Here is a 24,436-nt window from a genome sequence, read left to right as displayed (position 1 = left end):
GCAGACGGGGATGCTTAAGACTTCGCAGTCCTAATATCCTAATTTTTCAGGTTCCCAGGCTCACCACGTTTGCACTTTTATGTGCGCTGCGAGCTCTCCTGACAATGTTTTAGGCGTGACTTCCCCCCAGTCTAGGGGTAGGTTTTAAAGTCTTGTACTGACACGAATAGTCTACCATTTTGTTGACCCCCGGATAAATCTTGCTATCAGTTGTCAGGGTTCGACGCTGGCGCGACACCGCAGTCAAGGGCTTGAGGGCACGCTGTTTTCAGCATATTCCCGATCGTGCCAATTTCCGAATAAATCGCGGCAGTCAACGGAATTGAGGTTTTAGACTGATTGTAATGGTACGATCTAGATACGCAGAAATCACCTGAGCCGACAGGTATAAATATCAATTCTCGGTTTTCTCGCGAAGGGCGATCCGTGCCTCGCGCCTGAGCTTGGCAAGTAAAGTTAATTTAACTTTACCCAAAGACGGATACAAGCCCCCAGATTCATCTGTGGAGTCAATTCTAAAATCTAAAATCTAAAATCTAAAATCGACTGACGGATACAAGCCCCCGACAGGAGTCGTGGAGAGCAAAAAAAATTAGATATTAGTTCAAGCCCCCAGATTCATCTGTGGAGTCAATCTAAAATCTAAAATCTAAAATCGACTGACCGGACTCTGCAAGCTGTTGAGTTATTAACCATGCCCCCACATGAGTCAAGCGCCTTTCGCCATAATTTGCCCGATCCCAAGCTGCTGCGGGCAGTTGAGGTTGACGAAATGCTGACTAAGATTCAGCATTCTCACGGTTTTTATTACAAAGTGATGAATATTGAGGTTTGGGCGCTGGTGGAAACATTGGATAGTCTGTTTCCCGGCGCTTGGGGTCAGTTTATGACTAACCGCCAAGTTGCGGTAAAACAGTTTTTGGAGCGCGATCGTACTCCCAATTGGGCAGTTGCTCCCAAGGATGCCGGGAAAGACGCAGAAACTATCGGCAGTGAAGAAGAATGAAGGAAGAAGGAAGAAGGAAGATTTTCCCACTCTCCCACTCTCCCTCGGACACTCTATCGAAACCAAGCAATTTATTTGTCTAGCAGCTTACAGGTGAATTTTCGCGTCAACTCGGGGCAATCCCATGCTGTAGTTGACAGCGCGGCTGTTGAGGTTGTAGCTGATTTCGCCTTTTTGTAGGAGCGATCGTACCAAGTGTTCCAACTCCGAACCGATGCGGCGGAGGTTGTACTCGGTCAAATCTTCGCCCTCGTAAGCATCTACGAGTTGGTCGAATTTGGCATATACCTGTTTGACTGACTCGTCGTTCCAGTTTAGTTCGCTATCTGGGTCAATGTCGATCGTCAAAAGGTCGTTGCTGGGGACGAGTTCGTTGTCTTCGAGGATAGCGGTGTATATGCGAATATGGCGGGTTGTTGACTTGAGCTGCATGAGTTCTTATGTGTAAAGATTTTTTGCTGAGTTTATTGTAATGGCTGGGAGATGCGCGGGGAGGGCGGGCGATCGTCAATTTCTCGGAATCCCGAAATATTTTAGTTGTTCGGCAGTCCAATTTTTGTAATATTCAGTTTTCTCTAAAGCATCGGAAGCTGGCTTCAGCTTAGAATTTACTTGAACGGTGAAGCCCGGATACGGCATCCTCCTAGTACGAAGCCCGTCAATATTAAAATCTTCCTCTGGATGAGTGTGAAAAGCCAGCAAGCCCAACTCTGAAATCCGATTATTCAATTTGTCTATCAATTCTTTAGTTTGTGGCGCAGTAATTGCAGTTTTATCGGGATTAATTACTACCATTATTTCAAATTCCGAATTGTAAAATTCATAAATCGATTTCATTATTGCAGAATCGCGATCGAACTCAGTCAGCGCTGAAAACCGCTCAATTTTGAATAAAATTTGATTAGCCAAGCGTGCTTTTTTAGTGAAGGGACAAATCGGTAAATCGCTGAAAACTGGATGCGGTAACTCGACAAACTCCGTCATCCATCTGAGGGTAGATTCTATAATTTCCGTGTCAGATTCATTCATCGAAAATCTATGTATTTGACATTTCACACTCATCATACTCTATTTGTAGGCTCGGCATTGCCAGTAGGCGGTTAAAACCGCTACTACACAAACAAAGTCCGCCTACGCGGACTAAAGAATAAAGCAGGATTTGGTATGAGTTATTCAGTCCTTTTTAGATGAATTGAGCTATGAGGCAGGGGTTGAAACCCCTGCCGGACTTCGGGAAAGAGCGTGGAAAATTGACACCAATACATTGCCCACCTGGCTCTTTAATATTTGCGATCGAATTTATTCGTGAATTGTGCCATCTGGCATAATTGCACCTGCGAGTTTGGCCTTTTCCAGATTGACCACCCCACTTATGTTCGCTCCCTTTAGGTTGGCTTTTTCTAGGTTTGTATTATCCAAATCTGCCCCGCGCAAGTCTGCCGAAGTTAAGTTGGCTCCAGTAAAATTACCATAACGAAGGTTAGCCCCACAGAGATTTCCTTCAGTTAATATTGCTCCGCTGACATTACATTGAAGAGTTCCACTAACCAGATTAACTTTGCTCAGATTAGCACCACTAAAATTTGCCCCACTTGTTTCTGTATTTTTCAGATTCGCTCCACTCAAGTCTGCGGCAGTTAAGTTAGCACCTGATAAGTTTGCCTGCATCAGGTTGGCTCCTATCAGGTTTGCAGCCGTTAAGTTGGCACCACCCAAATCTGCTTCGCTTAAGTTGGTTTTATTCAAATTAGTTTGCAGGAGTTTTGCTCTCTGCAAAGTTGCCTTAGTTAGATTTGCACCACTCAAGTTAGCTTCACTCAAGTTAACTCCGCTCAAGTTACGACGAGCTAGGTTTGTTTCTTTCAGTGAAACATTAGGAGCAATTAAGTAAGCACCTGCTTTAACAGGGTCAAAGCCTCTAGGGAAGACAGTCTGTGCGTTGTAAAGTGCTTGTTGAAGTTTTGATCCTTCAAGGTTTGCCCCTTCAAGGTTTGCCATTAATAGGTTAGTATCACTTAAGTTTGCATTACTCAAATCAGCCTTCATCAATTTTGATTCCCTCAAATTCAACCCTGTTAAGTTTGCTTTACTGAGGTTTGCTCTGCTGAAGTTTGTCTTCGAGAACAAATGAACACTGCTGAGATCTACCCCACTCAAATTAGCTTCACTTAGGTTTGATCCTTGCAGATTTACTTCACTTAAATTTGCATTTATGAATTTTGCTTTCCCTAAGTTTGCTGAGCTGAGATTGGCTGTGTGAAGGTTTGCATGACATAAATTTGCCTCACTGAGGTTAGCGCTTGATAAGTTTGCTTCAGAGAGTTCTGCACCGCTGAGATTAGCACTACTCAAGTTAACCTGACTCAGGGATTTCCCGCTCAGATTTACTCCAGCTAGATTAACTCCCGTAAAATCTCGTTCTCCCTGATTATACAGTTGTAAAAATTCCTCAGCACTGATAACGGGTTTCAGATTTTCTAGTGCAGAATCATCTATTTTTTCCTCTTCCTGAGATTCCACAGTATCCGCATTTACAGGAGTAGCAGCCGGCTGTTCTACCCCTTCGCTAGATGCTGGAATTGGTGTCTCCTCGATCGCCTCTTCGCGCAATAACCGATCCACCCGATCGCTAAACTGTCTCAAAACCTCAGCATCATCAACCTTCTCACTAGCATTCGCGCTTTTCTCAACCGCATTTTCAACATAATACTTATCTACAAAACTTTGCAACCCAGCATTATATCCCTGTCCTACCGGCTGAAACCTCCATTCGCCATTTTTTTTGTACAAACGTCCAAATTCTAAAGCCGTTTCTTGGGAAAATATCTGATTTAAATTGTACCGAACCAATTCGCTAAGATTCTCTGAATTGTAAAGCCGGATAAAAGCATTTGTAACTTGACTAAAACTTTGATTCTTTTGCTGTCCATCGTGAATAGTCACAACAAACACAATTTCCTGAATCGCCGAATTGATTTTACTCAAATCCAGATAAACCGTCTCATCATCTCCCTCAATTTGTCCATTCCTGCTGTCTCCTGAATGCCGCACCGAACCGTCGGGGGAGGTCAGATTGTTGTAAAATACAAAATACTTTTCATCGGGAATGCGACCGTCCGCCGCTAACATAAAAACTGATGCGTCAATGTCGCAGTTTTGTGCTGTCTGGCTGACTTGCCAACCGAGGGCGATCGCAATTTTACTCAAATTAGGAGTTTCTTTAGAAAGATTGAACCTTTCACCCTTAGTTAATTCGATACTCATGTGCGATAATTCCCTTACCTCAGAAATGGTATTAATTATCTCATCTATGTTAACCCGATCGCAAATTGGATTTTATCTCGAAGATATCGAAACTCCTATTGGCCGAACCGTAAATTTAACTCTTACCGGACTCATTCTTTTATCTTCCGCCAGCTTCATCGCCGAAACTTACCCGATTTCGGAAGCTGTTAGAATTTATTTGCAAACTCTCGATACCGTTCTTTTAATCGTTTTTGCAGTTGAGTATTTATTGCGGCTGTGGTGTGCAGAAAATCGAGTGAAATTTATTTTTAGTTTTTTTTCAATCATTGATTTGCTGGCAATATTACCATTTTTGCTTGGATTTGTCAACGTTAGTTTTATCCGAATTTTTCGCTGGTTTAGAATTCTCCGACTCATCCGCTTTCTGGAATTGAAAATTTCTATTTTCCGCATCAGTAGCGAAGATGGGGTGATTTTTGCTAGGATATTGTTTACTTTGCTGGCAATAATTTTTGTTTATTCTGGTTTGATTTATCAAGTGGAACATCCGGCAAATCCCGAAAGTTTTGGAACTTTTTTGGATGCTGTTTATTTCTCGGTTGTCACGATGACGACGGTGGGATTTGGCGATGTTACTCCGATTTCGGAATCTGGCCGTTTTCTGACTATTTTGATGATTTTGACGGGAATTGCTCTGATTCCTTGGCAATTGGGGGATTTGATTAAACAATTAGTTAAAAGTGCTAATCACGGAGAAGCTGTTTGTAAAGGTTGCGGTTGGTCTGTACACGATGCTAATGCCAAATATTGTAAAATGTGTGGCACTCAATTAGATAATGGTTGACTGTTGACTGTTGACTGTTGACTGTTACAGCAGTTTTCCGTTGAGTGGAGTACAGATAACGGGTAGGGAGACGGCATTGCCGTATCCTATACTTCATAAATCAGGAATAAACTGTAACTTCTTCCCTATTCCCTATTCCCTATTCCCTATTCCCTATTCCCTATTCCCTCTTCCTTCTTCCTTCTTCCTTCTTCCTTCTTCCTTCTTCCTTCTTTAAGCCAAGGGTAACAAAATTTCAAATTGGGTGCCGCTGCCTAATTCCGATCGCATTCTGAATGCACCGCCGTGTTTGCCCGTCACAATTTGATAGCTAACTGCTAAACTGGTTTCTTTGAGGGCGCGTTTTTCAGTAGAGAATGATTCTATGATTTTTTTGTACTTGCTAGGTGACATTCCTGGCCCGTTATCTGATATGCAAATCGAAACCCACCGAACATGAAGTTTGTCTAAATCCGGTGCAGGTTCGGGACAGCAGACTTGAGTTGTGATTTCAATTTGAGGCTGGCGATCGCCCTCTCTGATTCCTCCACCTTTGAACTCTTTCGCCAATTCTTGACCGACTGCTTCGTTAATTAATGTATGAATAGCATTGGTCAATATATTCATAAATACTTGGTTGAGCTGTCCTGCATAGCACGGCACTGGCGGCAGGTAGCCGTAGTTTTTTACTACTTTGATTTCCCTGGTCAAACGACTTTTGAGCAGCAAAAGTATGCTGTCTATGTTGGCGTGCAAGTCGGTCGGTTTGGGATAAATATCGTCGATGTGGCAGAAGTTTTGCAAACTGGTTGCCAACTTGCTCAAACGTTCGGCTCCCGATTTGATGCTGGCAACAGTTCGGAGGAAATCGTTTTGCAAAAAGTCATAGTCTATCTCTTCCTTGAGCCGTGCTATTTCCGGCGGGGTATCGGTACAGTGCGCGTCGTAAACTGATAGCAACTCCATCAAGTTTTTGCTGTAGTCGCTGACGTAGGTTAAATTGCCCCAAATAAAGCCTACCGGATCTAAAATTTCGTGGGCTACTCCGTTGACTAAACGCCCTAAACTAGCCATTTTTTCGCTTTGAATCATTTGAGTTTGGGCTCTTTCGTAGCGGACTTGAGTTTCTATGCCGCGAATTTGCCAGTAGGCGATGTTTAGTGCGTGAGAGTCTAAGAGTCGGTAAGATTGGGAGTCTATTTGGACGACGATCGGTTCTGACTGCAATTCGGGCGATCGGCGCAGAGCTTGTGGAGCTGCTGTCAAAATAGTTGCACTCTCTGCGAGCAATAATATTTCGACCCGAGCATAACTGTAGAGAACTTTCAGCGGCAGGTGCAAAAATAGCTCGGGGCCTTGGGGTTTGAGCAAATATTCCAGGAGTTGCCTGCGGGATATCATGCCAGCAAACTCTCCTGCTTCCAGCAAGACGACTCCGGGCACTAGGGGATACTGTTCAAAGATTTCGGCAACTGCGACGGCCAAGCAGCTCGATTTAACCTGAAAGTCATACAGGGGCAAATCCCAGAGGGTAGACTCTAGGGAAAGGTCTTGATGGCTGCCTTCGGAGAGTGAAGGGCCTCGTAGTTTGGAACTGAATTTATTTGCCACTGGAACTTTTAGTTGCCGAAACGCTGGGAAAGTGAATTGAGAACGTACTACTAAGCTAGCCTATCATTTCACTTTTCGTAAGCGTTCAGCCGAGACGATTCTTGAGTTAATCATGTTTTGCGAACTATTGGCAGGAGAATTTCAAATTCGGTGCTCTTGCCCGGTTGCGATCGCAATGAAAGTTGGCCGCCGTGCTTTTCTGTGACGATTTGATAGCAAATAGCCAGCCCCATACCGGTGCCTTTGCCGGCAGGTTTAGTGGTAAAAAAGGTGTCAAATATCTGCGATTGATTTTCTGGGGGAATGCCGGGCCCGTTATCGGCAATGCTAATTGCTGCCCGCTTGCCGTTTTCGGTTTCTATGACTTTAGTGGTAATTTCGATTTGGGGCTGCCAGTCGTCCAGGCACTCGGTCTGTATTTCTCGATCGGCTGCGTACTCTGTCAGAGCATCTAGAGCGTTAACTAACAAATTCAAAAACACCTGACTCAACTGACCGGAGTAGCCGCTAACTAGCGGCAGTTCGCCGTAATTCTTTACCACTTCTATGTTATTTTTAAAGCGGTTTTTCAGAATTAACAGCGTCATCTCCACGCATTCGTGAATGTCTGTCTCCACTGCCTTTGTCTCGTCCATGTGAGAGAAGTGGTGCAGCCCGTTAACTATTTTTAGCAATTGCGTGGCTCCCAACTCCATCCCTTCTAAGGTGACTGGCAAATCTTCTTGTAAAAAATCAAATTCAATTTCTTCTTTGAGCGCATCAATTCGGGGACAGGGTTCCGAATATTCTTCTTCATAAACCGACATGAGCTGAAGCAAGTGCTCAAAATAGGACAGCAGAAAAGTCAAATTTCCCCAAATACAGTTCAGCGGATTTCTAATTTCGTGGGCTACTTCGGCTACAATCCTCCCCAAACTCGCCATTTTTTCTGTTTGGATGAGTTTTGCTTGGGTTTGTTTGTGGAGCAGCTTATTTGTTATTTGGTGAATTCTGGCTTGAGCGACCATTAATTGGTGTACGTCTAACAGTTTGTAGGTCTGGGGTGCTATTTCCACTACTACGGGTTCGTAAACTAATTCGGCTGACCTGTAAAGAGATTCCTGGGCGGCTTCTACTATTAATTTACTGCCGGGAAGCACCAGTAGCTCTGGCTTGGAAAACCTGTACAATACCTCTATTGGTCGCTTAAAAAACATTTCTAATCCGTAGCGGCGGTTAATTTTTTCAAAAAATAGACGCCTGGATATTATGCCGACAAAATTACCCCGATCGCTCAAAATGACGCCGGGAAGCATGGAATTTTCTTCAAAAGCCTGGGCTACTTCTTTTGCCTGTTGAGTTAATTCAATTTGGCAGTTGTAGAGCGGCAGGTCTAGGAGCGTTGATTCTAAGGATAGGTTCCAAGTACAACTCTCAGGTATATGCAACACAGATAACTCCGAGCTAGTCTCACGAACAGCAAACATAGATGAAACCCCTGTTAAATGTTGTATTAATGAACAACTTAAGTTGCTATTAATTGGTAACGGGTAATTGGTAGCGGGTAGTTGCTAATTTGTCAAATTACAACAGCACCCGATGGGAAAACCCGATCGCACTAGCATTGTCTGCTAAAGATTTTGTTTCTAAATCAATGTTAAACGCTCGAAGCTTTTGTGGAACTTACGGAGTAGGCGCTGTAAACTTTTTACCATGATATACCCTGCGATCGCGTGTTTTCCGAAAATCTTTAACATTTATTAGGAATTTTTGTTACTTATTATACCATTTTTTTGGTGCTAGTAGGGAATTGGAGAACAGCTCGCGGGCTATCAGTGAATATACGGGCATCGTTCGAGGGTTCGAGGGCCCGGATTGGCGATCGTGGAAGTGACTTGAGGCCCCAACGGTCAAGACTGGGGCGCAGGCAAAAATCGGCAGATTGTACAGCAGAAGGAAGTTCGGCAACCGATGTAACCGATGTAACCGATGTAACCGATGTAACCGATGTAAGGCTTTAGTTATCTAGGAGAGAAGGAAGAAGCAATCTTTCGCAAGGGTTTGTGCAATTAAAGACCTCCTAACCGTCGGGTGCGGTTGCTATACCAGTAAAAAGAAATGCAGCTTTAGGCAACTTTCCAACCTCGATGGTTGTCATTTTTTTGCAATCTGCAATCTGCAATCTCAAATCTCAAATCATCTTAGGGTTCCACCTCCGGCCAGAGGCGTTCTAGCTGATACCGCCAAGCGGCGAGAGTCTGTTCGCGAGACTCTCGCCCGAGTTCCATTTCGCCCATCAATCCCTCTGCGTAGAAACGGTCTAAAGTCTGAAGGGTTGTTTCCACCGACTGGCCTTGCATCTTGGCAGCTTTGATGATTTGACGGATGCGGCTTTCTATCACACTGCCGAAAAAGTCGGACAAACCTCGCTCTTGCAAAGCAAGCAGTCTGGCGACGGCGGCCGAGAAATCTGCGGTGGCGAGTGTGGCGCAACTGTGCTGAAATACTCCCCACAAAACGTTTTGATGTATGGCGTAGCGAGTTTCGAGGGTTGTGTCAAAGTTAGCTTCTAGCAGTTTATCTAAAAACGGTTGAGCTTCCTGGGAATCGGCGATCGGCAGCAAAATCCGCAGCCAACTCCCGTCGTCTGAAAGGAGGACTAAGAGGCGAAATTTGGGGGTTTGTACTTGCCAAGAAGTAGGGGCCGGCGTCTCAACACTTTCGCCGAATAAGTCTTTAAGGGTATTGCTAATTTCTTCGGGAGTCATGGGAACTTTAGATTTGAGGTTTGAGATTTGAAATTGCAGAAAAAGCGAGTTGCTTTCAAGGTTTTTGATATTTACCAGTATCGATCGATCTAAAATCTAAAATCCACCATCTTAGGACTTATATTTGTCGATTTAAACTAGGGCTTACGCTCAGAAACCCGGTTTCTACGACAATAAGAGGTTGGCAACCGAAAAATCTACGAATAAACCGGGTTTCTGAGGATTAGTGCGTCCAGGACTGTAAAAGTTGGGTCGCACCGCGCACATTTCAACACCCGGTACGCACCGCACACATTTCAATGCAGGGTGCGCGCGGAGAACTTTACCTTATTGATATTTACCAATATCGGTCAATCTCAAATATCAAATATCAAATCTCAAATATCAAATCTCAAATCTCAAATTGAGTTAGGGGAGCCAGCGGGGGTGATAGCCGGCAAAGGGAAGTTCTTCTGGCTGTACTTTTGCCGGAGATCCGTCTGCGGGTATTTCTAATAAGGGTAGCACCCAGAGGCGGCTGGTGGCGATCGCCTGTCCGCTGTCATTGCGGGGACTGTCTACTGTTGAGGGTGTTGCTGTTGTGACTGATTGGTCAAAAATTAATGCCAGCCCGTCGGGAGATAAACTGATTTGGGTATCTAATTGGTTGGGCAAAACCAGCAGCGGTTTGATGGTTCCTACCAAACGGATGCCATCTTTTTTGAGGTCGATGGCGGCGATGAAAGGCTGTTCTTTGTAGCTTTCTGTTTTGAGGCGTTGGGCTAACAGGCAATAGAGACGCTGGAATTGGTTGTCTTTGTTTTTCCGGGGGTCGAAATAAACGGCGATAATGCTGCCGGGAATCCGCAATATTTCTTGTTCTGCACCTTGGTTGTCTAAGATGAAAAGCGATCGAGTAAAGTCGCTGTTGTATTTAACGTAGGCGGCGGCGGAGTTGTCGCGGGCCATGCCCAATACTTGTTCGTATTTTGGCAAAAATTCTACTGGGTCTGCTTCCGGTTTGAGGGGGACGATCGCTAATCCTTGTTTTTGAGATATTACCATCGATTTGCTGTCGGGGCGAATCATAAAATCTCCCCCTTGTTGATTTTCCAAGGGTCGGGGCGCAACTTTTTCTTCCAAAATCCAAGGGCTGAAATCGCCTGGATTGCGGCGGTTGACGCGCTGGATAATTATGATTTTTCCGTCGGCTGAGAGGTCGAATTTGAGGTTTTGGTAGTCTTTGGAATCTAAGAGTTTGTCGATTCTACCTGCTGGCTGCGGAGGTCTGGTTTCCGATCCCGATTGGGGATTGAGGCCGGTGGTGACTGTAAATAGTTCTTGATTTAGGGTGCCGCCAGTACGGGCGATCGATCGATCTGTGGCGGAGAATAAAATGCGATCGCTGTCGGGATACGGTTTAAAATCCGTTACTACTAAATCTTTGGGAGTCAGCGGTATCGGTTTCGATTCGCTGCTTGTGAGATTGACTAGCATTAATCTGCTTTCTGTTTCGCCTTGGACGCCGATGTAAGCAAAAGCTCGATCGCGGCTGCGAAAGGAACTGCTAAACGGTTGAATTGGCGTTCCTTTATTTTGGTTGTTTTCTCCGAAATACTTGTCGGTTGCTCCGGCGAGTTTTACTGTGTAGGTAACGCCGTAGGGTGCTGGATCTTGGAGAGTGTAAGCCATGCGCCTTCCAGCCCAACTAAATTTACCGGGGAGGGGGGGTTCTAGCTTTAAGTTTTCCTCGACGGTGGAGTGGTTCATCGGCCGAAAGAAGGTGAGGATAAAGCCGGTATCTGCGGCGCCGATTTGTTTGTTTTCCCAGGTAAATTCTCGCACTCTGGGTGCTGTGCGATCGCCGCTCAGCAGCAGCAGTCCCATTAAGATGCTCAGCAGTAGCATGAGGACGATCGCCGTGCGGTCGATCGGCTGTTTGAATGGCCCCATAGCGAAGGGTGAAGGATTTATTTTTTTGTTAAAAATACTCACAAATCTTTCTCTCCTAATTTTTGCTGAAAATTTACTGCCAAATTTTCCCTATTAAATTTTACAGTCTTGGGCGCACTCCCGACCCTCAGAAACCCGTTTTTTTTACCGAAAGGACTGCAACGCGTCTTTTGGTAATAAAACCCGGTTGTTGAAAGTTGGGGTCTCTCCAGGACTGAATGAAACTTAAGATATTAAGTAGGTGGGACACGCGGCACTTTCAACAGGTTTGTTTACTGAAACAGTGTATTGATGGGAATTAAATCTATCGGTGATATTTTATCGATCGGCAGACCCAAACCAAAAGCGACTCTACACCAAAGTAGAGTTGCCAGCACCCCTACAAACAGCCCTGTTAATTGAATATCCTGCCAAAAACAAGTTAGTCCTTCTCGCCACAAACCGTAGTTAGTTACTGCATAGCTAGGAAGGTCGCCTAGAGCTACAGCAATCACGGCACCTAAATTACCTTTTAAGTGATATCCCAGCGGTATACTTATACATAGATTCACAAAAGTCAGCAGATTGCCCATAGCTGCGTACTGAGACTTTCCTACGGCTAACAGACAAGAACCCATCATATTGTGGAGGGTAGTGTGCCAGATACCTAAAGCCAAGATTGGCATCATCCAAGATGCAGCCCAATAATCTTTCCTGTACAGTGTTAAAATTAACTCATCTCCAAAGCTCACAAAAATTGCTAAACCTACGGCTAACGGTATTAGAATTAGCTTGCGGTTCTTGAGTATCTTCGCGCGCAACTCCTGCCGCTGCAAGTCTGCCATCATAGAAATCGAGGGAAAAATCACCCTGCCACTAATGGCGATGATTACTTGGCGCGGCATATCGCCGAGAGTAAAAGCGATGCCGTAAATGCCCAACATTGTTAAAGTAAATATTTTCCCGAGGATGAGTCTATCGGCTTGAGAACACAAGAAAAACAAAGCCGTAGACAAAAATATCCATTTACCATAAGAAAATATTTCTTTAGCTGCTTCTTTATCCCAAGCAAAGCGGTTCGACTTGCCCCGAATCAAAAAATGGCTCCATACTAACTCCATTAAAGCTCCAGTAAAGCCGCCTGCAACGATCGCCCAGATGCTGCGATCGAACCAAGCCCAGACAATCATCACTGTAGTAGAAACTATCTGTATGCCCAACTCAAAAATTACTACTCTCTTGACTGCCATCTGTCGGTTGAGGCTGGACGTAGCAGTGGAGTTGAACCCTCCTATTAGGGAATTTATACCTATTACTGGAATCAACCACCGGAGACGGGGTTCTCCATAAAAACTAGCAACTGGGTGGGTAATTATAATTAAACAAATGAAAATAAAAAAGCTGCGAATAACTTGCAGTGTCCAAGCGGTATTCAGAAATTGAGGATCTTCCCCGCGCTTGTTCTGGATGATGCTTGGACCCAGACCGATGTCTGAGAATAAGTTAATCCCTGTGATGAAAACGTAGGCTAGACCCATCAGACCAAATAGTTCTGGCAAAAGCAGGCGCGTCAGGATTAGGTTGCTGGCAAATCGGATAATTTGACTGCTTCCATAGCTGGCGATCGTCCAGACAGCACCTTTAATAGCTAATTTTTTTTCGGATGACATATACTGAGAATTTATTTCCTAATTACGAGTGTAGTTGCTGAATTTGGTATTGGCAACTCCTACAGGATGCTGCTACCACTTTTATAGCTGACTGTACAGCATCTTAATTTGTATACGCAGGAGGGGCTTGGAGTGTCCATCTCGCAATATAGGTAAAATTTAATCTCAGACTTACTCCACATCTAATAATCATAAGGGTTTTTTGGTTCGGGAATTGGTTTGAGAGAGGATGCTTGAATGATTAATTTGCGCTTGCCTTGCAGTTCTTCTACAATCGTTTCTCCTTCTATTTCTAGCCAACTGTCTGGGGCAAAGGCGGTGCGGCTTTGACCGATCGGTAATTTTACCGGCAACCCGATCGGATAGGCGTCCGCCGCGCAGCAGGTAATGATAAAACGCCCGATCCACATATATTGTTCTGCTATGTTGGGGGGGTGAATTACAAATCCTTGAACTTTTACTTTTTGACCTCTGTATGTATCGGGTTCGGGATTGAAATTTAACAGCCGCACCCATTCGACGAGCGATCGCTTTTCGGGTTTTGTAGTATTGCGAAATTCTTGGGGTTGCAGTCTGGTGATTGGCAGGGATTCGGTGAGGCCTCGTTCTAATGCTGTCTGGCTGGTAAAAGTGCGCGGCGTTGTTGCTAAACCTATTAATGCGACGCTCAACATTAAGGTGCTGCCGATACTGGGGGGAAACAAAGTAACGTGTTCAACTTCTGTGATTCTGGGAGATTTATTTGCTGGCGATGTCCGCGATTGCTTTGTGGTGCGATCGAGTTTTAATAGTTCCCAAATTTTCAACCCGCCAATCACCATTAAGCCGATTCCTCCCGCTACAGTCAAGCCAAAGTAATTGGGGTGAATGAGAATGCTTAATTTGCCGGTGCTCCAATATTTGAGGAGCAATATTCCCCACGCTAAGATAGCTAGGGCGTCCAGCCAAGGGCTAATTTTTTTAAGATCCATTTTTTAATAGTTATTGGGAATTGGGAATTGGGAATTGGGAATTGGGAATTGGGAATTGGGAGGTTGTACGCTCGCGTAGCCGAAGTAGGGGAAATTGGGAATTGGGAATTTATCGTTATTTGTGCGTCCGGGCTAATCGATCAACCTAGATACAAGTTGACAGCTAGAGTCATTAAAAAGGTTAACTGAGCTGCCAAAATCATTAAGTAAATTACGGCTCGACCTTTGAAAATAGATAACATCAAACCGATGCCTTTGAGGTCAATCATCGGGCCGAAAACGAGAAAAGCTAACAGCGAACCGCTGGTAAATGTGGAAGCAAAAGACAGGGCAAAAAAGGCATCTACTGTAGAACAAATCGATACGACTGCGGCTAAGAGCAGCATGGCTAAAATCGAGGAAACCGGGCCTTGGCCGAGGTTGAGAATTAGGTCGCGGGGTACGCCAACTTGAATGATGGCTGCGATCGCACTTCCGATTACCAACACTCCTCCCAATTCGCGCAACTCCTGTACCATAGTATCTAAAAGCAGGCGCAGACGCTCTTTAGAAACAGGGTGGAACATCGAGGAACGTTTCGAGGTTTTTTCTGTTTTGCCTGTTTGTAATGGCTTCCAGTCGTCTTTTAGCAAAGATTCGATCGGCACCGCCCCCCCCGGGTGACCGAGCATAAATGTTCCCGACTGCAACAGCAGCGGAGTGTTGGCTTCGACGAGCTCTTTTTCGGACAAATCTGGTTTTGGTAGGGGAATCGCGCGGGCTACAGAGGGGTGTAGCAGAGGCCGCAAGTCTGTTTGGGCGCTGAACACCCAGCCGATAATTGTGGCTGTAAAGAGAGAAAATACCACCCGCAAAACTACAATTTCTGGCTGATCGCGAAATGCCGTCCAAGTCGCCCAAATTACCACGGGGTTGATGGTGGGGGCCGCGAGCAAAAAGCCGATCGCGGCTGGTGCGGGCACTCCCTGCATCAGCAACCTGCGGGCTACGGGGACGTTACCGCACTCGCACACGGGAAACAAAAAGCCGATCGAACTGCCCATCAAAGCCCCCAGCAGCGGGTTTCGCGGGATGCGGGATACGAGTTTGCGTTCGTCTACAAAGCCCAGCAGCAAACCTGAGAATAAAACTCCCAGCAGCAGAAAAGGTATTGCCTCTACTAACAAGCTGAGAAAAAGGGTAAAAGCATTGTTTAACTGATTCGTTAGGGCTGGTTGCATCGATCGCCTACTGGTAAATTGCTATCTAGTTTCATGTTTTTGGCATAATCCCTGTCGATTATACCAAAGCACAGCCCTAAGTTAAGATTCAGTTAATAATTTAAGTTTCAAAATGATTTCTGCTTTTATTCTACTTTAATTTGTAGATGTTATAATTCGATCGTTGCTGATGTCTTGAATGATTTGAAGTCGTTAAACTTGTTTGAATTGCACTCCAAATTTCTGCCCGATATCAAATCCGGTGGCATCGGAATTGATATTACCCACAGTCAGGACACGGCAGTGCCGTGTCCCTACAATTAATCGGGCGACGGTTACATATTTCATCGAGTTCGATGGATTATTTTGAGGTAGGGAAACGGCGGGAGTGGAGTGTCCTCCGCTGTTACAAACCTATGGTGACATCGGCTCAAATGCCGTAGCACGGGCGAGGGCTCCCAGTCATTCGATTTTAGATTTGAGATTTTGGATTTTGGATTGACCCCACGGATAAATTAGGGGGCTTGAGGATTTGAGATTTTAGATTTTGGATTGATTCCACGGATAAATCACGTGGCGGGTACCATCAAGAAATTCTTGGTCATCGCGCGACATGACGCTAGCTAAAACTCAGGGACGCGCAGCCAGCGGTATCTTCCAGGGCGAGGCGGGTTAATTCCGATTTTCCTCTATTGTCACTTAATTATATTTTTCAGAAATGTAATTTTACTATTAACAATAGGTTAAGACGAGAGCTCAATGTTAATTAATAGTTAAATAGTCAAACCAAGCGTTAATACCCCTCAAGTCAGTATAAAATAAAGTCAGCTATAATTGCCAGGGCGCATTTATTTCGGTGATACTAAATCTTGCCTAATACTTTAAGTGGTAAAATCCCCTTTACGACCGTCAGTTTTTTGTGTAATTTAAAATGCAGTTTGCCAGGGGGATGCCGACCAAAGCACTCAGCTACTCACCTGCTGACCTTTGGTAGCTAAATGTCTGCTGGCAAATAGAACCCCAATTTTAGTAGTGATGAATTTATGTTGAATACCTCCTGCGCCGAAAGACCAGTCCAACCCATCTCCGAGGCTGACCTAGGAGAACTTTGTTTAGACTCTACTCTCCAAGAATTGTCGCTTTACGATTTTCAGGTAGAAGCTGCGGATTTGGGAATGCGAATTTCCCAGATGTTAGAAGCTAATCCCCTGTTACCGGGAGTCATTGTGACCCATCAAGGTGAATTTGGCGGTATGATTTCCCGGCGGAGATTTTTAGAATTTATCAGCCGTCCTTTTGGGCGAGAATTATTTTTAAAGCGACCTGTGAGGGCTTTGTACCGCTTTGCCGAAACTGAAAGTTTAATTTTTCCCAGCAATACTTTAATCGTGGATGCAGCGAGGAAGTCGCTGCTGCGATCGAGAGAACTGCTTTACGAGCCGATCGTAGTTCAAGTGTCACCTAACACTTATAGTTTGGTAGACGTGCACGAACTGTTAGTAGCCCAATCCAACATTCACGAACTAGCGACAAAATTGCTGAGGCAGCAAACTCAATCTCAACTAATTCAAACCGAAAAACTAGCAAGTTTGGGGCAGATGGTAGCTGGAGTCGCCCACGAAATTAGAAATCCCGTCACCTGTATCAGCGGAAATCTCGGCTTTTTGTCCAACTACTCGAAAGACATCATGGAATTGTTGTCTGCTTACGAGCAAATTGTCGGCCCCAGCGAAAAAGTTGACGAACTAAAAGAAAACATAGAATTTGATTTTTTGCAAGAAGATTGGGTGGAAATTCTCAAAAGTATGCAGGTTTCGTCAGAGAGGCTGACCGAACTCGTAACCAGCCTGCACACCTTCTCTCACATGGACGAAACCCACTTGAAAGAAGCTAACCTCCACGAATGTATTGACAGTACGCTGCTGATTATGAAAAACCGTCTCAAGTACGGGTTTAAAGTAGTTAAAAACTATGGGAATTTGCCTTTAGTCAAGTGTTATTCTGGTCAGTTGAGCCAGGTATTTATGAATATTGTCAGCAATGCGATCGACGCTTTGGAAGAGGTAAAAGGAGAAAAAAGTTTTGTACCTGCGATTACTATTGAAACTGAGGTAATAGACGGTTCTGACAGAGACTGCGTGAATTCGGAATTAATTCAAAATTATGTTTTGGGCGATCGGCAAAATTCAAAAATGCTATCATCCGGCAGCCAAAACGGGGACTTCAGCCCAGAAGCAGCGGAAAAAAATCAAAATAACGCTTGGATAGCCATCAGAATTGCCGATAACGGGCCGGGAATTCCGCCAGAAATTCAGCGGCGGATTTTTGAGACATTTTTCACCACTAAACCGGCGGGCAAAGGTACTGGTTTGGGGTTGGCAATTACTCACCAAATTGTGACGGAGAAGCATAAAGGCAAGTTGAATTTGCATTCTACGCCCGGTACGGGTACGGAATTTGAAATTTTGCTGCCGTTGATTTAAATGAAGAAGGAAGAAGGAAGAAGGAAGAGGGAAGAAATAGAAACTAATTACAGCAGATTCCACATTTATGAAGTACGCCCGCCTATCCTCAGCTTCGCGTAGGGACACGGCACTGCCGTGTCCCTACAATTCACAAACCTGGAATACGCTGTATGTAGGGTGCGCAGTGCGCACGGCCGTGCGCCGAAGAGCACCCTACTGTTACGCTCGAAGCTGAACGGGCATTACCAAGAATGTAGCATTGACTCCGCCCAAAGGCTGGAAAATTACGGGGGCTAAAGCACCGTTTAATTGCAGTTGAATTTCTGGGGATTGAGCCGTTTTTAAGATATCAATCAGATATTTTACGTTGAAAGCAATATCTATGCTGTCTCCCGAAATCTGGGCCGGCATTGACTCTTTGCCGCAGCCGACATCTTTAGCATCTACCGACAAAGTGATTTCCTGATTCTCCTCGTCGATGCTGCATTTGAGAATATTATTTTTTTGGTCGGCAAAAACTGCAATTCTTTCTACTGCTGCTAAGAGCGATCGCCTTTCTAAGGTAATTTGCCGCTCAAAGGAGGGCGGAATCAACTGCCGGTATGCGGGATATTGCCCTTCCAAGGTGCGAGTTGTCAGCCGCTGATCGGCCCATTCAAACACTACTTGACCGTGCTCGAAATGCAGCGTAACAGGTTCAGTCCACTGTCGCATTACCAGCATTCTTTCTACTTCCCGCAATGCTTTAGCGGGGACTGTTACCTCAAATTCTTCTTCGGTTTCTTCGCCTTCGGCTTTTTCATTGGGAGTTTGAACTACTGCCAATCTGTGCCCGTCTGTAGCTGCAAATTCCAGGCAATCTGGCAATACCTTTAAATGTACGCCTGCGAGTACCTGTTTTGCCTCGTCGGGGCTTGTCGCAAATAAAGTTCCTTTGAGTCCTTCTATCAAGGCTTCCGGCGGCAATTTGAGGATTGTTCCGGCTTCGATTGCCGGCAATTCTGGGAATTCTTCCGGGCCCATGCCTCTAACTTGGTAGCTGCCAGAACTGCAAGTGAGATATGCTACGGTGTCCCCTGCTTCGTCTTCTAAAGTAATCTCTCCGTCTGGGAGTCTCGAAACAATATCGTTGAGCAATTTCGCGGGTATGGTAAAACTGCCGCCGCCAGTCACTTCTGCTGCAAAGCTGGTACGAATTCCCAAACTGAGATCGAAAGCTGTCAAGCTAACCCGCTGATTTTCCTCATCCGCTACTAAGAGCACGTTGGCTAGTACCGGATGTGTCGGGCGGGAGGGAACAGCCCGACTCACCAACGAGAGGTTGGCGTTGAGGTCACTTTGGGTGCAAACCAATTTCATGGGTGGAAGGTTAATTAACCGGATTTGAAACAGAAACAAATCGTATCACAGAAAACTGACGGGGCAATTTTTCTCTGTGTAGGGTGCGCGCGGAGTACCAGATTTTTTTTTAATTTATTGAATTATTTTTGTGGCATCGACCTGTGGAAACTGTGGAAAAAAAAGTTAACTGCTTGCTGGGCGTGACTTGTAGCTAAACAATACCTGTGGAAAACTTGTGGAAAAGTTGGTGCGGTCGATCGCCCGCCCATTTTGGTACAAAAACTGTTTCGGGCCAAGCAGTAATGTTTTCCACAAAATAAGGGCAAATTTTCCACAGGTTTTTCCACAGGCAAGTCTGTTATGGGAGAGTTACCCCTTCGATGATTCGGCGATTGAAATCGCTGTCGAGAGTCAAACGAAGTCTGCCTCCGCAGAGAAGCGAGCTCAATAAGGTATTTAACCAGAATTTGGCGTGACTACTGACTACTGACTAATGACTACTGACTAATGACTACTGACTACTGACTACTGACTAATGACTTTTTATTAACTTTTGCGGCTGACAACGTTAATTCGATCGCTCAACTGACGCAAAGTTTGGGCCAAATTCGGGTCTGTGTTCCGCAACTGAGCAATTTTGTCGCAACTGTAAAGCACAGTCGTGTGGTCTTTGCCGCCGAACACTTCGCCAACTTTCGGCAAACTCAAACCAGTATGTTGCCGAATTAAATACATCCCTATTTGACGGGCGAGACTAATTTCTCGCCTGCGGGAAATACCTTTCAAATCTTCAACAGAAACATCAAATGCCTCGGCCACAACTGCAATTACTGCATCGGGCGTCGCCTCTACGCTTTCAGTTTGCGGGTTCAAAATTGGGGCGATATTCTCCACGGTCATCGGCAAACCGGTAATTGAAAGATATGCTACGGCCCGAATCAAAGCTCCTTCCAATTCCCGAACGTTGGAAGTATAACTAGAAGCAATGTATTCAATCACATCTCGCGGCAGCCGCATATTTTCATACTCGGCTTTTTTCTGCAAAATTGCCATCCGAGTTTCCAAATCTGGTAATTGAATGTCGGCAATTAATCCCATCGAAAATCTGGAACACAAACGCTCTTGCAGGCGGGGGATTTGCTGCGGCGGGCGATCGGAAGCTAAAACTACTTGGTTTCCGGCTTCGTGCAAAGTATTAAAAGTGTGAAAAAATTCTTCTTGAGTGTATTCTTTGCCTTCAATAAACTGAATATCATCTATTAACAAAACATCTGCTGCCCGATAATGATCGCGGAAAGTTTGCATACTGTCTTTGCGAATTGCGGCGATTAAATCGTTAGTAAATTTCTCAGTAGAAACGTAAAAAATCTTGGCGTTGGGGTCAATTTCCAAGCGGTAATGACCGATCGCCTGCATCAAATGAGTTTTGCCCAAACCGACGCCGCCGCACAAAAATAGGGGATTGAATTCTCGGCCCGGAGACTCGGCTACCGCGAGGGAAGCCGCGTGAGCCATGCGGTTGTTAGAACCGACGACAAAGCGGGAAAATAGGTATTTTGGGTTTAAATTGGCGGGTTTGGGGGGGTGAAGCGAGTGGCTTTCGACATCGGCAATGGGGTACGGCCAAATCATGGCGGAGTCGCTGCTGCCGCCTGTTTCGTTTCCGCCGGAAATTGTCAAGTAAATGTCTACTGGATAGCCGAGAATTTCGTACACTGCATCGGCAAGGATTTCTCTGTAATATTTTTGCAACCAATTGCGAGCAAAGGGGTTGGGGGCGCTGACGATCAAACAGTTATTTTCGAGTTGTTCGGCGCGGGCAGTTTTGATCCACGTTTCAAAGCTAGGTCTGCTCAGTTGTACCTGGAGACGTTCAAGTATCTGATTCCACAGACTTTCGAGGGGAATGTCCATCGCTCACCTCTGCCGATCGGCATTCAAGATATTAATTCTACAGTCTAGAGAGTTTAGTCCTCAGATGCTAAAGTTTAAGGGAGTCTGCCGTAGCTTGCGGGGCGGGACGCCATCGCCCAAAAATTTGGTGGCACCATCGGCCCAAACCAGGTATCGAGCTGCTCGGCAAATATTTAGATTTGGCAGGAAAGCCTTAAAACGTGGCCATGAAGAGTTCTACTGGCAAATTTTGGAAGCAACCGGCAATTTACATATTGCTGCTGGTAACGGGAGCCGGGGCCGCCATGTTGGGCGATCGTCTGACGGTTTCTCAATTTCGTGCAAATTCTGGCGATTCGGGACAAAAGGCGCTGGAACCGAAATTGCAACTGTCTCCTAATACAAAGGATCGAGCTAGCAAAGTCTTGCCGCCTGCTGCCTTGTCGGGCGACGCGGCTAATGTGAATTTTATTGTGGCTGCCGTGGCAAAAGTTGGCCCGGCAGTGGTTCGGATCGATGCTTCGCGCCGGGTGAAACCGCAAAATAGAGCGCTGTCGCCGGAAGATTTTTTTGGCATAGAACCGAATTCGGGCGGCCGGGGCGGGATCGAACGCGGCACTGGTTCGGGTTTTGTCATCGGTGCCGACGGCGTGATTCTCACTAACGCTCACGTTGTAGAGGGAGCCGATACGGTAAATGTAACTCTCAAGGACGGCCGCAGCTTTCAGGGGCAGGTGTTGGGGGCGGATAAGGTGACGGATGTTGCTGTGGTGAAGATTGAGGCGAATGCTCTGCCTGTGGTGGCGATCGGCAATTCGGATAAGCTGTTGTCTGGGGAATGGGCGATCGCGATCGGCAATCCTTTGGGTTTGGACAATTCCGTAACTGCGGGGATTATTAGCGCTACGGGGCGATCGAGCTCAGATGTGGGCGTGCCCGACAAGCGGATCGGTTTTATTCAAACAGACGCTGCAATTAATCCGGGGAATTCCGGCGGCCCGCTGCTGAATGCTTCAGGCCAAGTTATTGGCATGAATACGGCGATTATTCAAGGTGCTCAAGGATTGGGGTTTGCGATTCCCATTCAGGCTGCCCAACAGGTGGCGAAGGAACTGATTACGACGGGGAAAGTCGAACACGCTTATTTAGGCATTGAAATGGCGACGCTGAATCCAGAGGTTAAGCAGCAAATTAACAGCAACGCTAACAGCAGCTTGCGAGTTGCAGTCGATCGGGGTGTGGCTATTGTTAGCGTTGTTCCTAATTCTCCCGCAGCCGCAGCCGGTTTGCGCGCTGGAGATGTGATTCAAAAAATTAATAATCAGCCGATTATTCAGTCGGAAGCTGTTCAGGATTTCGTGCAAAATGCTAAAGTTGGCGGTATGTTGCAAATGGAGATTAACCGCAACGGGCAAATAGTTAATTTGACTGTAAAACCGGGGAGTTTGCCGGTTCAAAAAGTTGGATAATCAGTTGACAGTTGACGGTTGACGGTTGACAGTTGACAGTTGTTACCAATTACCAATTACCAATTACCAATTACCAATGACTAATTAATATGGCAGAAATATTACAAATCTCACAATTAGGAAATCCTGTACTGCGCCGCCCGTCGCAAGTTGTCGAAAATATTAAGGACGATCGCATTCAACAGTTGATTGACAGCTTAATCTTTACAGTACAGCACGCAAACGGAGTGGGGATTGCCGCCCCTCAAGTGGCTCAGTCCGATCGCCTGTTCATCGTCGCATCCCGCCCCAACCTGCGGTATCCCCAAGCACCCCACATGGAACCCACAGCGATGATTAATCCCCGGATTGTGGCTGCATCAACAGAGACAGTCAAAGACTGGGAAGGCTGTTTGAGCATTCCGGGGATTCGGGGATTGGTGCCGAGAAGTAGGGCGATCGAGATAGAATACACTTCTAGAGACGGCAAACTCCACCGACAAGAATTGACCGACTTTGTAGCCCGTATTTTTCAACACGAACACGACCATTTAGATGGAATCGTGTTTTTAGACAGAGTGGAAAGCACCCAAGAACTGATGACAGAGGACGAGTACCAGCAGCAATTTGTCAAGCTCCTCTAATAATTGATATAATTGCGATCGGTAACACCAGTGATGTTGTGAATAGGAGGGCGAATGTCTATCAACTTAGAAAAAGGCGGGAGAATCAATCTATCTAAAGAAGCACCCGGGCTGAAAAATGCTGGGATTGGTTTGGGATGGGATATCAACGCTACAGACACCGGGGCGGCATTTGATTTAGATGCTTCCGTGTTTATGTTGGGGGCTAATGCAAAAATTCCCAGCGAAAAATACTTTGTTTTCTACAACAGCAAAGAGTCGCCGGACGGTTCTGTAATACATCTGGGAGATAGCAGAACCGGAGAAGGAGTTGGCGATGATGAAACCGTTACAGTCGATTTAACCAAAGTCGATCCGGCGGTGCAAGAAATTGTGTTTGTGGTAACAATCGACCAAGCAGAATCGAGAAGGCAAAACTTCGGTCAAATTCGGAATGCTTTTATCAGAATTTACGATACTACTACTAACACAGAAGTCACGAAGTACGATTTGGATGAGGATTTTTCGCGGGAAACTGCGATCGAATTTGGCAGACTCTACAAGAAAGACGGCGAGTGGAGGTTCCAAGCCGTAGGACAAGGCTACAATTCCGGCTTGCAGAGCTTTGTAGACAAGTATGCCGCATAAAAGGTCGATCGCTCCTAGCTAAATAAATCGAGGGGAAATTCGGAAGCAGGAATGTTTCCCTCGATTTTAAGCAATCAGACTCATGAGGTGATAAACCAGATGGGAATTCAATTAAAGAAGGGCGAAAGATTTAATCTTTCTAAAACATCTCCACTATAAACCATACAAAATCACAAAACTATGGCTATCAACTTAACAAAAGGACAATCGATCGTTCTCAGCAAAAGCGAATACGACTTGTCCAGACTAACAATGGCTTTGGGCTGGGATGTTGCACAAGCTAAAAAAGGTCTTTTCGGCCGCAGCAGCGGTGCTAATTTTGACTTAGATTCCTACGCTCTGCTGCTGGGGGAAAATGGCAAATTAAAGAACTACAAAGAGGATGTAATTTATTACTCTCATTTGGAGTCAAACGACAAAATAGTTGTTCACTCAGGCGACAATCTCACGGGGGCTGGAGACGGAGACGACGAACAAATAGTGGTGAAACTCAGCTCTTTGCCAGCACAATATCACAAAATAATTTTGGGAGTTAATATTTACGATGGAAAAGAGAGAAAACAGCATTTCGGTCTGGTAGAAAATGCTTTTGTGAGGGCTGTAGATGCCGCCGGGAAAGAAATAGCTCGCTATCGCTTGTCAAATGACCCTTCTTATGAAGGAAAATTAAATATGTTGATGGGAGAAGTTTATCGAGAAGGCGGCGAGTGGAAGTTTAAGGCTTTGGGAAATCCTTTGGCTGAAGATATGAACGGTGTTGTCGGTTCGTTTATGCGGTGATTCGTAAAAATTTGTAAGAGTAGTGCCCCCTTGCCTACCCGCACCGTCGAAATT

The 24,436-nt window shown here is 45.5% G+C and carries 20 protein-coding genes; 7 read left to right on the top strand and 13 right to left on the bottom strand.

Annotation, left to right across the window (positions count from 1 at the left end; genetic code table 11):
- The first annotated feature begins 694 nt into the window (after positions 1–694).
- Positions 695–1,006 (top strand): hypothetical protein, encoded by a 312-nt coding sequence (locus QUA02_RS00615; protein ID WP_333024458.1) that lies wholly within the window; start codon positions 695–697, stop codon positions 1,004–1,006.
- A gap of 87 nt (positions 1,007–1,093) precedes the next feature.
- Here QUA02_RS00615 and QUA02_RS00610 read toward each other — a convergent pair whose 3' ends face one another.
- The 3 genes from QUA02_RS00610 to QUA02_RS00600 form a co-directional block, all read right to left on the bottom strand.
- On the bottom strand, positions 1,094–1,438 hold the full coding sequence (locus QUA02_RS00610; RefSeq protein ID WP_332978567.1) for an NAD(P)H-quinone oxidoreductase subunit M: 345 nt from the start codon (positions 1,436–1,438) through the stop codon (positions 1,094–1,096).
- Positions 1,439–1,513: 75 nt separating this feature from the next.
- The gene (locus QUA02_RS00605; RefSeq protein ID WP_333024457.1) at positions 1,514–2,035 is read right to left on the bottom strand and encodes a hypothetical protein; all 522 of its coding nucleotides are present in this window, start codon (positions 2,033–2,035) and stop codon (positions 1,514–1,516) included.
- A 270-nt stretch (positions 2,036–2,305) separates the two neighbouring features.
- Entirely contained in the window at positions 2,306–4,270 is a 1,965-nt protein-coding gene (locus tag QUA02_RS00600) for a pentapeptide repeat-containing protein (protein ID WP_333024456.1), read from the bottom strand.
- A 25-nt stretch (positions 4,271–4,295) separates the two neighbouring features.
- Here QUA02_RS00600 and QUA02_RS00595 point away from each other — a divergent pair, with 25 nt between their 5' ends.
- The gene (locus QUA02_RS00595; RefSeq protein WP_333024455.1) at positions 4,296–5,096 is read left to right on the top strand and encodes an ion transporter; all 801 of its coding nucleotides are present in this window, start codon (positions 4,296–4,298) and stop codon (positions 5,094–5,096) included.
- A 213-nt stretch (positions 5,097–5,309) separates the two neighbouring features.
- On the opposite strand, the gene QUA02_RS00590 is transcribed toward QUA02_RS00595, so the two are convergent.
- The 8 genes from QUA02_RS00590 to QUA02_RS00555 form a co-directional block, all read right to left on the bottom strand.
- Positions 5,310–6,686 carry a sensor histidine kinase gene (locus tag QUA02_RS00590; protein ID WP_333024454.1) on the bottom strand — a complete coding sequence of 459 codons (1,377 nt, stop codon included), beginning with the start codon at positions 6,684–6,686 and terminating at the stop codon, positions 5,310–5,312.
- A 110-nt stretch (positions 6,687–6,796) separates the two neighbouring features.
- Complete coding sequence (locus QUA02_RS00585; RefSeq protein WP_333024453.1) at positions 6,797–8,152, bottom strand: sensor histidine kinase; 1,356 nt, start codon at positions 8,150–8,152, stop codon at positions 6,797–6,799.
- Positions 8,153–8,866: 714 nt separating this feature from the next.
- Complete coding sequence (locus tag QUA02_RS00580; protein ID WP_333024452.1) at positions 8,867–9,433, bottom strand: hypothetical protein; 567 nt, start codon at positions 9,431–9,433, stop codon at positions 8,867–8,869.
- A 408-nt stretch (positions 9,434–9,841) separates the two neighbouring features.
- Positions 9,842–11,407 (bottom strand): hypothetical protein, encoded by a 1,566-nt coding sequence (locus QUA02_RS00575; RefSeq protein WP_333024450.1) that lies wholly within the window; start codon positions 11,405–11,407, stop codon positions 9,842–9,844.
- Between the two features lie 230 nt (positions 11,408–11,637).
- A complete protein-coding gene (locus tag QUA02_RS00570) occupies positions 11,638–13,014 on the bottom strand; it encodes an oligosaccharide flippase family protein (protein ID WP_333024449.1) in 1,377 nt (458 codons plus the stop codon).
- Positions 13,015–13,196: 182 nt separating this feature from the next.
- Entirely contained in the window at positions 13,197–13,985 is a 789-nt protein-coding gene (locus QUA02_RS00565; protein WP_333024448.1) for a TIGR03943 family putative permease subunit, read from the bottom strand.
- Between the two features lie 140 nt (positions 13,986–14,125).
- A complete protein-coding gene (locus QUA02_RS00560) occupies positions 14,126–15,205 on the bottom strand; it encodes a permease (protein WP_333024447.1) in 1,080 nt (359 codons plus the stop codon).
- Positions 15,206–15,397: 192 nt separating this feature from the next.
- Positions 15,398–15,532, bottom strand: a complete 135-nt coding sequence (locus QUA02_RS00555) for a hypothetical protein (RefSeq protein WP_333024446.1) — start codon at positions 15,530–15,532, stop codon at positions 15,398–15,400.
- Positions 15,533–16,227: 695 nt separating this feature from the next.
- Between QUA02_RS00555 and QUA02_RS00550 the strand changes: the two genes are divergently transcribed.
- Positions 16,228–17,667 (top strand): sensor histidine kinase, encoded by a 1,440-nt coding sequence (locus QUA02_RS00550; RefSeq protein ID WP_333024445.1) that lies wholly within the window; start codon positions 16,228–16,230, stop codon positions 17,665–17,667.
- A 201-nt stretch (positions 17,668–17,868) separates the two neighbouring features.
- On the opposite strand, the gene dnaN is transcribed toward QUA02_RS00550, so the two are convergent.
- Both dnaN and dnaA read right to left on the bottom strand, forming a co-directional pair.
- A complete protein-coding gene (gene dnaN, locus QUA02_RS00545; RefSeq protein ID WP_333024444.1) occupies positions 17,869–19,008 on the bottom strand; it encodes a DNA polymerase III subunit beta in 1,140 nt (379 codons plus the stop codon).
- A 528-nt stretch (positions 19,009–19,536) separates the two neighbouring features.
- The gene (gene dnaA, locus QUA02_RS00540) at positions 19,537–20,904 is read right to left on the bottom strand and encodes a chromosomal replication initiator protein DnaA (protein WP_333024443.1); all 1,368 of its coding nucleotides are present in this window, start codon (positions 20,902–20,904) and stop codon (positions 19,537–19,539) included.
- A 206-nt stretch (positions 20,905–21,110) separates the two neighbouring features.
- Between dnaA and QUA02_RS00535 the strand changes: the two genes are divergently transcribed.
- The 4 genes from QUA02_RS00535 (at position 21,111) to QUA02_RS00520 (ending at position 24,382) form a co-directional block, all read left to right on the top strand.
- Complete coding sequence (locus QUA02_RS00535; RefSeq protein WP_333024442.1) at positions 21,111–22,352, top strand: HhoA/HhoB/HtrA family serine endopeptidase; 1,242 nt, start codon at positions 21,111–21,113, stop codon at positions 22,350–22,352.
- Positions 22,353–22,441: 89 nt separating this feature from the next.
- Positions 22,442–22,975 carry a peptide deformylase gene (gene def / locus QUA02_RS00530; RefSeq protein WP_333024441.1) on the top strand — a complete coding sequence of 178 codons (534 nt, stop codon included), beginning with the start codon at positions 22,442–22,444 and terminating at the stop codon, positions 22,973–22,975.
- 54 nt (positions 22,976–23,029) lie between these two features.
- A complete protein-coding gene (locus tag QUA02_RS00525; protein ID WP_333024440.1) occupies positions 23,030–23,602 on the top strand; it encodes a TerD family protein in 573 nt (190 codons plus the stop codon).
- 180 nt (positions 23,603–23,782) lie between these two features.
- Positions 23,783–24,382 carry a TerD family protein gene (locus QUA02_RS00520; RefSeq protein WP_333024438.1) on the top strand — a complete coding sequence of 200 codons (600 nt, stop codon included), beginning with the start codon at positions 23,783–23,785 and terminating at the stop codon, positions 24,380–24,382.
- The last annotated feature ends 54 nt before the right edge of the window (positions 24,383–24,436 follow it).

Source organism: Microcoleus pseudofavosus SVA1_A4, from assembly GCF_036700565.1.
In the GTDB taxonomy this organism is placed as follows: Bacteria; Cyanobacteriota; Cyanobacteriia; order Cyanobacteriales; family Microcoleaceae; genus Microcoleus.
The sequence above is the reverse complement of the archived record's forward strand: the minus strand, read 5'-3'. Positions and strand labels throughout refer to the sequence as shown.